Here is a 13,287-nt window from a genome sequence, read left to right as displayed (position 1 = left end):
GCCCGAGATGCTCTTGCGCGCCCTCGCAGTGCGTAAGCGCAGTCTTCCGGACGCCGCCCCAAGCGCTGGTCCATCAGGGCACCCTGAGTTGCCTCCGGGTCGCATTCGGTCCCGCATACAGGGCGTTCTCGTCCGGTTCCCGGTCCTGGTACTCGGTGCCGGCGACCGGCGCGAGGCATGAGCCGAGGAGGTCGATGCGCGGGCCGACGGCCAGATCGCGGCGAAGGAACACCAGTCGGTGAGGGCGCCCCTAGCCGTACGAAGCACCCACCCACGAACATTCTCATTCAGCGGCGGTGCACGTCCCGAAAACTCATGGACCGATGCCTCTGGGCCCACGGGTTCCGCAGCGGGTCACTGCAGCCCCACCCGCCGGCCCGAGAACCCCCTTGAAGCGACGCGACAGGCGTGGGCACATGCCCGTCGAGCCCTGAAGGGGTACTGGCACAGCCACATCAGAGGCGATGAGTCGGCTCTGGCAAACGCCGTCGCGATGGCGGACCGCGGCAGGTCGATCGCACCCAGCGTGAGACCCGTACCCCAGGACTGATACTCCACCGCAACGCAGCCGGCCGACGCGCGTTGTGGCGGCTGATCTCCGTCATACCGGATGAGGACTTCAGTGCGCCCTGCCCTATGGCCTACGCTCCGTCGGCGAGGGCTGGCGTGCAAGGTCACCGCGAAAGCGGGCCGCCCATCACGTCGAGACCCACCCCGCACCGCGCACTCGCGCTAGTGTTCTGAGTCAGGGATTCTGTTCAGATATGAGGCGAGGCGTTCGAGGATCTCGTCGGAGGTCTTCGTCCAGACGTATGGCTTGGGGTCTGTGTTCCAGGCTGCGATCCAGTTGCGGATGTCCTTTTCCAGGGCCTGGACGGATTTGTGGACGCCTCGCCGTATCTGCTTGTTGGTGAGTTCGGCGAACCACCGCTCGACGAGATTCAGCCAGGACGAGCCCGTCGGTGTGAAGTGCAGATGGAACCTGGGGTGAGCCAGCAGCCACTTCTTGATGGCGGGAGTCTTGTGGGTGGCGTAGTTGTCGCAGATCAGGTGGATGTCCAGACCGGCGGGTACTTCCTTGTCGAGCTTGGCCAGGAACTTCTTGAACTCCTCGGCGCGATGCCGGCGGTGCAGCGAGCCGATCACCTTGCCGGTAGCGACCTCGAGGGCGGCGAACAGTGTGGTGGTGCCGGCGCGGACGTAGTCGTGGGTTGCCCGCTCGGGAACCCCGGGCATCATCGGCAGCACGGGCTGGGACCGGTCCAGGGCCTGGATCTGCGACTTCTCGTCCACGCAGAACACCAATGCCCGCTCGGGCGGGTCCAGATACAACCCAACGACGTCGTGGACCTTGTCGACGAAGTACGGATCGGTCGACAGTTTGAAGGTCTCCGATCTGTGCGGCTGCAGCCCGAACGCCCGCCAGATCCGTGACACCGACGACTGCGAAAGACCCATCTCTTTCGCCATGGACCGCGTCGACCAGTGCGTCGCGTTCTTCGGGGTGGACTCCAGCGTCTTGGTGACGACTGCGGCGACCTGTTCGTCCGTCACCGTTCTCGGGCCGCCCGGACGCGGCATGTCACCCAGACCGGCTATCCGATACTGCACGAACCGGGCCCGCCAACGGCCCACCGCATGAGGCGTCGTGCCCAACTGCTCCGCAACATCCTTGTTCGAAGCCCCGGTTGCACAGGCCAGGATGATCCGACACCGCAAGGCCCACGCCTGCGGCGTGGACCGGCGCCGCACCCACTCCTCGAGTGCGGCCCGCTCCTCACCCGACAACGTCAACTCGGCCTTCGGCCGTCCCGTCCGCACCATAGGGCAAGCCTATACATCTGAACTGAATCCCTGACTCAGAACACTAGGGCCTGTCTGGAGTTGAAATCTTTGTGGGCTGATTCGGGCTATCGAACTGGCGCTTGACTGGTAGAACCGTCGGTGTGACGCGACGCCAGCTGAGCGACAGTGAGTGGGAGTTGATCGAGTCGATTCTGCCGGTCGGACAGTACGGCCCGTACCCGCAGCGGCTGCGTAAGCAGTGCGAGGGCTTGGTGTGGCGGTTCCGGACCGGTAGCCAGTGGCGGGAGATGCCGCGGGAGGAGTTCGGGGCCTGGCAGACGGTCTACGAGCGCTTTGCCTACTGGCCCATAGTGTCGACTCTGGCAGGGCTGCAGGGCATTACGCTCCTTCCATGTGGAGTGAGTCGAACAACTATGGCTTCGAGAACGAGCAGGACTACCTGCGGTCGATCAAGAAGGACGACAGCTATACGTTCACGTACCCGTTCGAGTACATCGCTAAAAACCACGGGAACGACAACTACGACATCGGCACAGCGGTCATGGTGGTCCGGGTCCAGTGGACCGACACGGAGGCCGGGTACACGATGGCCTACGACGTCCCCGAGATGGACAAGATCGACCCCGCTGAGGGGAACGGCGATGCAGCGAGCTTTTACGAGAGCGACGTTTGCTGGCGGCTCGAAAGCGACCTCGACGGCATGGGGATCAGCTTCGAGCTTCGTGCCTTCTAGAGCCTGTCTGGAGTTGTGCATCACGTGGCGGGGTCGAGGCTGCACATCCAGATGATCGAGCTGCGTAGTTGGAGCCCTGCCATGTAGCTGTCGGGTATCTTGTCGTAGCGCGTGGCCAGGCCCCGCCAGGCCCGGATCCTGTCAATGCAGCGCTCCACGGTGTTGCGGTCCTTGTACTGCTCGGCGTTGTGGGACACCGGTCGGCCGCCGGCGCTGCCGCGCTTCTTGCGGTTGGCGGCCTGGTCGGCCTTCTCCGGGATCACGGCCTTGATGCCGTGTTTGCTCAGGTGGGCGCGGTCGGCCGGGAAAGGTACGCCCAGTCGGCAGCATCCGCGTCGGGGCGGGTGCGGGGGCGGCCGACGGGCCCGCGCACCCTGACGTTTTTCAGTACCGCGACGAACTGAGGACTGTCGGCGGCCTGCCCGGATTTCGCTGCCCTTTTTCTCCGCCGCAGCCTCCTCCAGCGCCGTCAGGACCTCCGGGTCCACCACCATCTCGGCCGCGTCGATGCGCACGCGCCACCGTGGAGTCCACGCTCACCAACGACATGTCCGCCTGGCCGCGTCGGGCGGCCTCGGCGATCATCCCCTCCATCAGCGCGGCGAACACGCCCGCGTCCCGCCACTGGGCAAAGCGCTCGTAGACCGTCTGCCAGGCCCCGAACTCCTCCCGCGGCATCTCCCGCCACTGGCTGCCGGTCCGGAACCGCCACACCAAGCCCTCGCACTGCTTACGCAGCCGCTGCGGGTACGGGCCGTACTGTCCGACCGGCAGAATCGACTCGATCAACTCCCACTCACTGTCGCTCAGCTGGCGTCGCGTCACACCGACGGTTCTACCAGTCAAGCGCCAGTTCGATAGCTCGAATCAGCCCACAAAGATTTCAACTCCAGACAGGCCCTAGTCGTGATCGAGGTTCGAGCAGCATCCCCAGCTGTGTACATATCGATGCCGCGGCTCAGCAGCCGCGCCACCGCCGACTTTCAGATCCCGGCGTGCAGGTGTGCCGCCCAGAGGTAAGGGGACCTTGGATATCGATCACGGAAATTACGCACAGTGCGGTGCAGAGCACGGGCAGCTGCATCTATGTCGAGGCCACCATGCGGGTCGGTGCCCCCGCCGAGCTCAGCATAGAAATCGGCTGCCATATGTGAGGCCACCTCGTCGTTTATCTCCCAGAGGGTGCCAACGACGTGGGGGAAACCGGCAAGCTGAAAGGCCGATGTGAGGTGGATGGCCTCATCGATCAGCTCTACGGATTCCATGAACGCTGTTCGGCACGCTGACAAATAGGCCAGGTGGGCCGAGTCCGTCCTCACTGCTGCGAGGCTCGCCACCGTGAGCGGATCACGTTCGTGGTCGTGCAGAAGCAACAGACTTTGGGACGGATCGTCGGGGTCGTGGGCGCCGTGACATGCGAAATGAACGACCCCACAATCGGAGAGAGACTTCAGGACCCGCGCCTTGGTCGGTCGTGTCTCCGAACCGGGGGCGGTCATGCCGTCAGCCTCTGCGCCCGGCTCCATCAGGAGCGTCGACTCGGGCAGCAGGCCGCACAGCATTTCGGCTTCTTCCGAGACGTGGTCCAGGCGGCCTTGGACGCCCGGAGTGGTGGGCATGGCCACGATCAATGCCCGGCTCACGGACGGCGTGGAGGCCCGATGACGGCGTGCGTGGTGCAGTGCGCGAATAGTGGTGGTGTACGAGGAGACGACGCGGTCCATGACCGTCCGCGGTTCGCTGTCTTCCAAGCCCGCCCGGAGCGGCTCGGAAAGATGGCCTGCAGCGTGCAGGGGTAGCAATGAGAGAAGCCCGCCAGGTGCCCACCAGACGCGGGGCCACGGCTGGGCAGGAGTGGGCTCACGAGTGAAACCGAGGCTACGCAGGACCGGTTCGACCGCCGCGTCCCACAGCCACCCCAAGACAGCGTGAAGCGCCGCTTGCGCCTCTTTCCGAGCGAGGGGCGTCGAGTGCGGATCCGCAACGGTTTCCAGGGCCCTGTGGAAGGTCTGTATCTGGTCGATGACGAGGTCGTACGTGAGGTCGGGCAGGTTCAGGGACTCGATTCCATCGGACGTCAACAGCAATGCGTCGCTGCGATAGTTGCTGACGTTGAAGCTCACCACTGGGCCGGAGTTGGCTTGTGCTAGAAGCTCACTGACGGCGGGGGGACGAGCAAAGCTGGCGAATCCGTCCTGCATTCGGATGTTGTCCAGCGTGGCCTGAAGTTGGGCGGCCCGGTTGCGTCGTTGCTCCTGAGCATCGACCGCACGTACGGCCGCGCTAACTCGGCCCTGGGGCTTCGTGGGGGAGGCCATTTCCATCGGCCGGTCGAGATCGTCCCGCAGCGCCTCGAAGCGATGGGCCAGGTCGGGATGGCGCTCACGAAGCTCTGCGAGGTCGCTCCGCATGTCCAGCGCCTGGCTGTGGAGGACGCCGCGGCCGACCTCGATCAACTGCAGTGCCTGCACTGCTCGATCGGCGGGTGTGCCGTCGTGAGAATCGAGAGCCAGTGCAGCGGCGTCTCCGGCCAGTCCGGACCACTTGCCCATGGCGTGCTGCTGGTCACCACGGCTCAGCCGGCGGTCTGCCACTTCGGGTAGCAGGCGTACGGCACCGGCCAGGAGCTCGGCTGCGAGATCAGGATCTGGGCGTCCGGTCATTGAGGCCGCTGCCTGAGCGGCCCGAATCCGAATCGAGGGCCTGGACCCGTCGGCTCGCGCACCTTCCACGTGGGCAGCCAGGGCGGGATCAAAGTCGTGCGGTGAGTGAGTCTGCTGATACCGGAGATGCAGGGCCGTCCCGAGCTGGAACAGGTAGTCGGCGCGCTCTGGATGTTCCGCGGGCGAGATGTCGAGCGCGGCCTGGCACGCAACCACCGCCTGATCCAGGTCCGCTATAGATCCGGTCTTCTCGAACCTGCCGGTCAACACACCTCCCAGCAAGGACAAATACTTCGGGCGCTCGGGGTGGTGGGATGGGACAGTGGCGGTCGCATCGCGTCCCGCCACGACCGCGCCGTCCAGGTCCTCAACGCTTCCAGTGCGCTGAAAGCGGGCATGCAGGGCGGTGCACAGATTCGCGAGGAAACGAGGGCGATCAGGGCTGCTTGCTTCCACAATCCTGAGGACCTCGCGGTTCCCTCGGATGACCTCGTCGAGGTCTTGAAGGTCCCTGTTCCGTTCGTAGCGTTGCAACAACACTGCGCCAAGATTGGACAGCATCGCCGCCAAAGCGGAATGTGCACGAGGTGCCGTCTTCACAGCTCCGTGTGCAAACTCGATCGCGGCATCCAAGTCCGACGACGCCCCGGTGTGCTTGAACCGAGTCCACAGCATCAGACCAACATTGGACAGACGGGTCGGCCGGTCAACGTGACTGTCCGCGGTGGCCTGTGCGGAAGCGCGACTCGCGCTGATCGCCTCGTCCAGGTCGGCCATATGACCAGTGCGTTCGAATCGCTGCCAGAGGGAGGTGGCCAGGTTGTTGAGAACCGCGTTGAACTCGCTCTTCTGCGGGGCGATTTCTCGGGAGGCGGCGCGGTTCATTTCGATCGCCGCCTCGAGGTCAAATCTGTCGCCGACGAGGCGGTATCGCGCTAGGAGCGCTTGTCCGAGGCCAGAGAGACGAAGCCCACGAGCCCGGTGCCCCGGCGGGAGCAGCTCCAGAGCCTCTCGGAACGCGTTCACGGATCGGTCCAGATGGGCTGCTTCCCCGGTACGCTCGAATCGCGTTAGCGCGATGCCGCCGAGCCCAGACAGGAATATGGAGCGCCCAGGATGTTCTTCGGAGGCAGCCTCGACTGCGGCTTGGCAGCACTCCATCGCGTTCTCCAGATCCGCCGGGACACCGGTACTTTCATATCGGGCCCGCCAGGCGATCCCAAGGTTGTGAAGAACTCCTGCCTTGTCGTCGTCCTCGGCGCAGAGGTCTGACGCTTCCTGGAAATCTTCGATCGCCGCGTCCAGGTCCGACAGGATGCCTCTCTCGGTGAACCTAGTCTGCAGTGCGGTGCCCAGATTGTTGAGTCCGCCAGCCCGGTGGGCAGGGGATCCCGCGGCCGCTTGGACTGCCAATCGAGCAATCTCGATCGCATCGTCCAGGTCCGCCACCTTACCTAGATGGGTGAAGCGTCCCATCAGCATGCCTGACAGGTTGGACAGCATGACCGGCTGGTTCGGATGTCCTGTGCCCGTGCTTTCCACTGCGCCCAGGGCAGCGTCAATCGCCGCTTCCAGATCCGCTGATTCGCCACCTGCGTCAAAGTGAGATTTCAGGATGACGGAAAGATTGGACAGCGTTTCCGCGTGCTCGCTTTCGCCGCGGGGGACAGCTGCCGCGATGCGCCGCAGGAGATCGGTCAATCTTGCTCGCAGCGCCGGGCTCGGCGAAGCGTTCCCTTGCTGGATTCTCCAGGCAAAGGCAAGCGCTCGCTGGGCCACATCTGGAAGCAGTTCGTCCGGCAGGTCCTCCTCGTCCGCGCCGAACACGAAGCAGGGCGTGAACTTCGCGACGGCCTCCTCTCTGTCCCGCTGCCCGGCCCCCTCGGGAAGTGCCCGGTACCTGAAGGCGTGCAACCAACCGAGGGCGTAATGGCCTTCCAGATCGGACTCATCATTTCCGAGTATCGCGGCAAGTTGGCAAGCTTCAACCAGTGCTTCTTGCTCCAGCACCACCCCAAGGTCCTGTTCGCGGGCCAGCCGGTCCAGCCGTAACCCGACTGCGGCAATCCGCTTCTCCAGTTCGTGCTCTCTTGCGAAGTCCTGCTCACGCCCCTGCATGAACCGTCCTGTCACTTCAATTCTCCGGTAGGTCTGGTTGCTGAACGGTCCGCGTCTGCCGAGGTGAGTCTCTGAATTTGACTGAGCTCACAAAGCCGGTTCCGTCGCAGGCACTGGGCTGCTAAGCCGTCGCATGACCGCGCCACCGAGCGGAGGCCCCATCGGCTGCTCGTCGATCCGCAGCTTGTCGGCCAGGTCCGTCAGGTGAAGGCGCACGGATGCCTCCAACAGCGTGGCGTAGGTGTCCGACGCAGCATGGAGACGACGTGCCGAAATGACCACCAGCGTGGCGGCGAGCGGCATCGCGGGCCACCACCACCAGGCCAGGGCCAGATAGAGCAGGGCCCATCCACCGAGAACGGCTGCTCGCGTCAACGCGGCGCGGGCCCTGCCGATCTCACCACGTATCTCCTCCGGCAGCACGAGCCAGAGGTGCGGCCAGAGGATGAGTAGATTGGCATGTACGTCTCGGTCCAGCCTGACCGCGGCAGCGTGGATTCGATCACCGCTCCAGGTCGGCCGTTCAGGCCGTTCCACTGCAATCCGTACGCACCTGTGGGCCGCGCGGTGACGCTCCCGGGGCCGTGGGCGGTCGGCCGGACGCGGAGCACGTTCCAGAAGCTGTAGGGCTTCGTACTCCGCCCGTGCCACATCCCATCGGCGCTGCCGGCGTGCCACGTGACGCTCGGCCAACTCAACGAACGGCCACGGCCACGCTTCCCAGCCGGCGGCCAGGGCGGCACGCTCGACAACGGAGCCGAAGGACTGGGCGGCCACACCGGTGGCGGCCGCACCGGCCAGGATGGCAGCGAGCAGCACGACCTGGCCTCCTATCGTGGTTGCTTGGGGAGCCCGGGCCGCGTCCGAGATCGCGTGAGTAAGCCGCCCCACGTCCAGCGCAGCGCTCTGCCCAAGAGTGTGTCCAGCTGCGGCGATCGCCAAGTAGAGCGCGCCTGGCAGTACGAGAAGGGTCAGCCACCGCTCGGCTAGCTTCTTGCTGAGTTCGCTGAGAAGCCCTCCCACTACGGAAGCCTCTCCCGGATCAGCGCCGTCTCGGCGGAGGCAAACTGGCAGCGCGGCAAGTCGTCATACACCTCATGAGTGGATCGACCGATGCACATCTGCAAGGGGCACCGGTACACGACGTCCACATCTGCGACACCGGCTGGCATCACGCTGCGTCCCGATCCGCCGTAGACCCCCGACGGGTCGCCTGCGCGTCGAACCGCTGCGTGCAGAGCGTCCAGAAGGGCGGTGAGCGAGACGGTGTCCGCGGCGGGACCACCGACTACGGCTCCGACAGCGCGCAAGGCGGCGTCGTCCTCATCGAGCAGCGCAGCAAGTTCGTCACGATGTGCGCACACGTACGACAGTGCCTTGGCGATCCTCAGGCCGCCTACTTCCGCCTGGCTCGTCATGCAGAACTCCGCCCCTGCCCTTGTTGATCCACCAGGCAGCCATTCTTGCTCCAGATGTGAAGGTGCACGCCCGGGTTCGCCAAACTTCCTCAGGCAGAGCTACGAAGTCGTCGAGGTCCCTGAAAGGGCGGTTCAGCCGATCTGTTCTGCCCGATCGGTCTGCGGGCGGACGGCGCACCAACTGACACGCAGCGGTTACACCACGCCACCTGTCCGAGCAGCGACTCTGACTGAGGTCCCGCTGGGAGCCATCTGGGAGCCAACCCGCTCCCCCACCCCCCTTGAGACCACCCGAGACCACGACAGACCGACCCTCTGACCAGGGAAAACACCATCGCCCCTGGCAAGATCGGTAACCGACCCTCATTCGGGACGAAGAGGTCGTGGGTTCAAATCCCGCCACCCCGACAGCCGTAATAGCAGGTCAGAGGGCACTTACGAATTTTCGTAAGTGCCCTCTGTCGTGCTTGGGGGCCAAACAGGGGGCCAACGGCTTTCGATCAAGCCTCGCTGTCGCTGCGCCTGGCCTCGAACTGGAAGATCTCGTCCATCGCCTCCGCTCCCTGCGTGATCACAGGACGAAGCTGCTTGCGGTAGACCGCCTCCGTCGTCGCCTGGCTGCTGTGGCCCACCAGCATGGCGATCCGTTCCAGCGGGATGCCGTGGTCCGAGAGCAGTGACACGAAGCTGTGCCGGAGCTCCCGCGGCGTCCACTCCGGCGCCAGTCCGGCCTTCTTCACGATGGCCCGGAAGTCGCGACGCACGTTGGCAGCGTCCACGGGCTCGCCACTCCTGGTTGCGAAGACACGGCCCGCCGGATTCCACTGGACTCCGCGTGACGCCCGCTCCTGCTTCTGGCAGCGTAGGTGCTCCTCAAGGACCTCCACCCCCTGCATAGGCAGAGCGATCGCCCGTCGGCTCTTCCGAGTCTTCGTCTCCCCGTGGCGACGCACAGATCGCCATACGGCAGCGTGGGGCGGAATATCGTTCTCGGGCGCGAGGTACACGTGATCCCAGGTGAGAGGACGCGCTTCCTCCGTCCATACCCCGCTCAGAAGGGACAGCACAAGGTACGCGTACAGCCGCGAGCCCCGGGCGGCTACCAGAACCGCCTTAGCCTGCTCAAGGTTCAGAGCCTTACTCGGTCGCCCCGTCCGGCCTTCCGGCACGGTGACCAGGGCGGCCACGTTGCGCACGGCCTTCGAAGATGCCTCCTCAGAACGCCAGACCCAAGTCCTCCACAGGGCAGCGGATCCGAGGCTCGACGCCGAACTGCACTGGCTGATCGGCCTCTTCAGGGCCCTCGACAGCACCAGTTGCCCCGTTGCCACCAAAGAACCTAAGCCATATCATTCCATTCGCGATTGCGAACAGAAGGCACGCTGGGTTCGAGAATTGACGAACGGGGAGGGCCCGTGGCCGTATTAATGGCCGCAGCGGCACTGTGGGGCGCACTGCAACTGTTCACTCTTGCGTGGCCGACACGTTCGGTGCGGCTGTCGACACTGCTGCTCGCCCTGATGGTCGGAATCTACGGATGCGGCACCGCAACGGCGCTGATCGAGGTGGCCTACACGCGCCTGTACGCGGATCAGTCCGGCCACCCGCTGACCGAGATCGTGAACACCACCAGCTATACCGTGGCACCGTGGGTGGAGGAACTCCTCAAGCTGAGCCCGCTGTTGCTGGCCGGCCTGTATGCCAAGGTGCGCCGCCAGTGGGGGCTGACCGACTTCGTGGTGCTCGGATCCGCGGTGGGTGCCGGGTTCGGACTGCTGGAGGCGTTGCTGCGGTTCGGCGGCGAGGCCAAGCGTGCGATCCCGCGCCCGGGCGGTGGATGGGTGATTCCTGACGGCTTCTCCCCGCCCTATGTGCCGGGCCTGAGCCAGGTGTTGACCAGTTGGCTACCGGCCCCGTTTGCCACCGTCGAGATGGGACAGGCATCGGCTTCGGCGACGTTCTCGCACCTGGTGTGGACGGCCATGGCCGCCCTGGGCGTTGGCGTGCTGCTGCGCGGCCGCGGCTGGCAGCGCCTGCTATCAGCCGTGCCGATCGGGGGCGCTGTCGCCTATCACACGCTCAACAACTACGCAGCCCAGCACAGTGAATCCACCGACGCGCTGCGCTGGCTGGAGACGCTGGATGCCAAGGCGTGGATGATGCCGCTGCTCTGTCTGGCCGCAGCGATGCTCGTGGACCTGCGCCGGCTTCACCGCGGTAAACGCCTCATACCCGGCATATTGCTGGCCACTGAACGCCGCGATGGCGACAGCGCCGCCGCGCTGGTCCGTTACGCCGCCTGGCGACCGCCCTGGACCCTGCTGATCGCGCTCCGCTTCATCCGCTTACGCCGCGCCCTCTGCTACGCCTCAACTCTGCCCCCACCCGCAGAAGATCCGCACCCCGCCTCTCGCCAGGTGCCGCCCGCAGCGCCCCTGCGACACCCGACCGCCCACCCCCCAAGCGGAGCCACCGAAGACCTGGGCCGTCTCACAGCGCGAATCGCAGCTCGCATCGACGCCTCCGACCATGCGGATGCCTGGAAGGACCTCGATATACGCGGCTTGCTGCGCCAAGCTCGGGCGCGCGCTGGGCGCCGCAGATGGCTGCTCCTCATCCCGTGCCTGCTCGCCCTCCCCTCCCTGGTCTTCCTCGGCATTGGCTCCTTCCACTCCCAAGCCGACCTCCAGCACTACATCTCCACCGGTCCGCGCCCGCGCATCCTGCTCTACTGCGCGATGGCGGCCCTGGCCTGGAGCGCCTGCCTACTCGCCGCCCTGCTACGCACCTGGCGAGCTACGGCCGCCCAGCCCACCGGTGAGCACCTGGCCCTCCACCGCTTCCGCATCACCACCGCCCTCGGCTCCGCCACCACCGGCACGTACCTCCTCCGCCGCGGCTTCGACAACGCCGACCCCACCGGCACTCTGACCTCTACCGCACACCTCCTGGAAGCCCTCAACCAAGCAGCATTCTGGATTGGCCTCCTGCTACTCCTCATATCCCTTGCCGCCCTCTTCCCGCCAGGCGCCGGCCTGGCCATGGCGGGAGGCGGCGCCATGGCCGGAGGCATTGCCACGGCCGGGATCACCGCCGAAGCCGCCATGAACGCCGCCCTTCTGGGCAGTGCCGGGATCGTCCTCATGGCAGCGGGGAGTCAGGGAAGCGGCTGGGGCGAGACCACCTCATCTGGATCCAGCGGAAAGGGTTCTGGGTCAACTGGAAGAAGGGGGAAGTGGCGGGCGCGAGAAGATATCGAAGGCCCTGCTGCGGGGAAAGAGCTACGCTTTCCGCATTCTCGGCATACCGTCTCGGGTTCAGGCACCGGCACACCCAAAGCCAAGAACAGCGTCATCATGCGCGGCCATGAAGGAGAGGTCGCACAGGACATCGAGGGGATCGCTACCGGGCGAGCAGCGTGGAACAAGATCCTGTCGCGCTACGAGATAAATGGCCGTACGTATGGGATAGAAGGGAACGGCACGATATTTCCTGCAGGTGGACCAAACATAGTCAATCTGAACCGAGTTGAGTACGGAGCCTTGAAGCAGATTGTCCGGGCTCGCGGCGACATTTCAGCAGCCCCACAGCTCGCAAGAGATCCAAATTTTGTGCGAAACCCGGAAGCCATAGAAAAGGCTTTGAAGATCTACAACGGGATCATTCCATGATGTATAACCTGCTGGTCGTCGGCGCGATTGAATCACGCATACTGGTATCCGTTCTGGCATCGTCCTTTGGCGTGAGTGTCGCGGATGTGGATGTATCCGACTCCTTCGGTGATCCCGACCTGAGGAACTGGGAAGCCGCCGTCTCATGCCAGTACAGCCCCCTTCGCGGGGACCTCTCTTGGGGGTTGGACATCTATGCGCAGGAGTTTATTGCCGACCCTCCCTCGGAATCGGTGTTGGCTCAGCATGTAGCCACAGCAACCGAACTGGTGGTCCTTTTCCCTGCCGAGTCGATGCCGCCAAGCGCCTACTGGGCAGCCACCCCCGCAGGAGACGTCACGCGGGTACGCCTCTACGAATCCGACGAAGAAGCCCCCGTCTATGTGGTTGATGCCGTGGAAATCCCGGTCCGGCAGCTGCCGAACGCAAAGGTGACGAGGATCCCGGAGGTTGTGCGGGAGTTGAGGATTCCCACTCCCATCACGGACAGCTTCCGCGAGCAAATGCCCGCACATTTCCTGGCCCAGCGAGGCCCTGAATGGAAGTTCTCGGACGGTCTGGCAGCGTGGGAAATGCTCGTCGCCCACATGGCATCGGGGTGGGCCGGTTCGGGCTGGTGCCCCCCGGACATCTACCGGGAGCGGCTGGCCGCGCGAGACGGGCTGACTACCGTCCCTCACACCCTTCCCCCTCCCGCTGCGGCCGTACTCCAACAGGGGCTTCAGCGCCTGGACAGCACCTACACCCACCTCACGACGGAGGACCCACAGGGCTCACTGATCGGAATACTCCTGGGCGCGGAGGCGCGTGGCAGGAAACTGGGCTGGTGGTGGCACCGGCGGCCCGAACCACTGCCCTGGTAATCGGCCACCGTACGG

Annotated in this window: 8 protein-coding genes and 2 pseudogenes; 4 read left to right on the top strand and 6 right to left on the bottom strand. The window is 65.1% G+C overall.

All coding sequences use genetic code 11. The annotated features are described in order from the left end of the window. Positions 1 to 732: 732 nt before the first annotated feature. Entirely contained in the window at positions 733 to 1,824 is a 1,092-nt protein-coding gene (locus ABZ434_RS10270) for an IS630 family transposase (protein ID WP_359133818.1), read from the bottom strand. A gap of 122 nt (positions 1,825 to 1,946) precedes the next feature. On the opposite strand from ABZ434_RS10270, the pseudogene ABZ434_RS10265 reads away from it, so the two are divergent. Both ABZ434_RS10265 and ABZ434_RS10260 read left to right on the top strand, forming a co-directional pair. Further along, positions 1,947 to 2,141, top strand: a pseudogene (locus tag ABZ434_RS10265) (transposase); the annotation flags it as partial. 56 nt (positions 2,142 to 2,197) lie between these two features. Next, a complete protein-coding gene (locus ABZ434_RS10260; RefSeq protein WP_359134200.1) occupies positions 2,198 to 2,539 on the top strand; it encodes a hypothetical protein in 342 nt (113 codons plus the stop codon). 20 nt (positions 2,540 to 2,559) lie between these two features. Here the strand turns inward: ABZ434_RS10260 and ABZ434_RS10255 are convergent. From ABZ434_RS10255 to ABZ434_RS10235, 5 genes and pseudogenes are all read right to left on the bottom strand, one after another. After that, positions 2,560 to 3,364, bottom strand: a pseudogene (locus tag ABZ434_RS10255) (IS5 family transposase). A 158-nt stretch (positions 3,365 to 3,522) separates the two neighbouring features. After that, positions 3,523 to 7,320, bottom strand: a complete 3,798-nt coding sequence (locus ABZ434_RS10250; RefSeq protein WP_359133816.1) for a CHAT domain-containing protein — start codon at positions 7,318 to 7,320, stop codon at positions 3,523 to 3,525. Positions 7,321 to 7,407: 87 nt separating this feature from the next. Continuing rightward, complete coding sequence (locus tag ABZ434_RS10245) at positions 7,408 to 8,139, bottom strand: hypothetical protein (protein WP_359133814.1); 732 nt, start codon at positions 8,137 to 8,139, stop codon at positions 7,408 to 7,410. Between the two features lie 203 nt (positions 8,140 to 8,342). Then, positions 8,343 to 8,738 carry a hypothetical protein gene (locus ABZ434_RS10240; RefSeq protein WP_359133812.1) on the bottom strand — a complete coding sequence of 132 codons (396 nt, stop codon included), beginning with the start codon at positions 8,736 to 8,738 and terminating at the stop codon, positions 8,343 to 8,345. Between the two features lie 500 nt (positions 8,739 to 9,238). Then, entirely contained in the window at positions 9,239 to 9,907 is a 669-nt protein-coding gene (locus ABZ434_RS10235) for a site-specific integrase (RefSeq protein WP_359134174.1), read from the bottom strand. A gap of 246 nt (positions 9,908 to 10,153) precedes the next feature. On the opposite strand from ABZ434_RS10235, the gene ABZ434_RS10230 reads away from it, so the two are divergent. Together ABZ434_RS10230 and ABZ434_RS10225 are read left to right on the top strand one after the other, a co-directional pair. Then, the gene (locus tag ABZ434_RS10230; protein WP_359133810.1) at positions 10,154 to 12,409 is read left to right on the top strand and encodes a PrsW family glutamic-type intramembrane protease; all 2,256 of its coding nucleotides are present in this window, start codon (positions 10,154 to 10,156) and stop codon (positions 12,407 to 12,409) included. After that, the gene (locus ABZ434_RS10225; protein ID WP_359133808.1) at positions 12,406 to 13,272 is read left to right on the top strand and encodes a hypothetical protein; all 867 of its coding nucleotides are present in this window, start codon (positions 12,406 to 12,408) and stop codon (positions 13,270 to 13,272) included. The genes ABZ434_RS10230 and ABZ434_RS10225 overlap by 4 nt, the downstream gene beginning before the upstream one ends. The last annotated feature ends 15 nt before the right edge of the window (positions 13,273 to 13,287 follow it).

The sequence above is a fragment of the Streptomyces sp. NPDC005761 genome (assembly GCF_040630635.1).
GTDB lineage: Bacteria > Actinomycetota > Actinomycetes > Streptomycetales > Streptomycetaceae > Streptomyces.
Note: the sequence above shows the minus strand (reverse complement) of the source record. Positions and strands in the feature narration are given on the sequence as shown.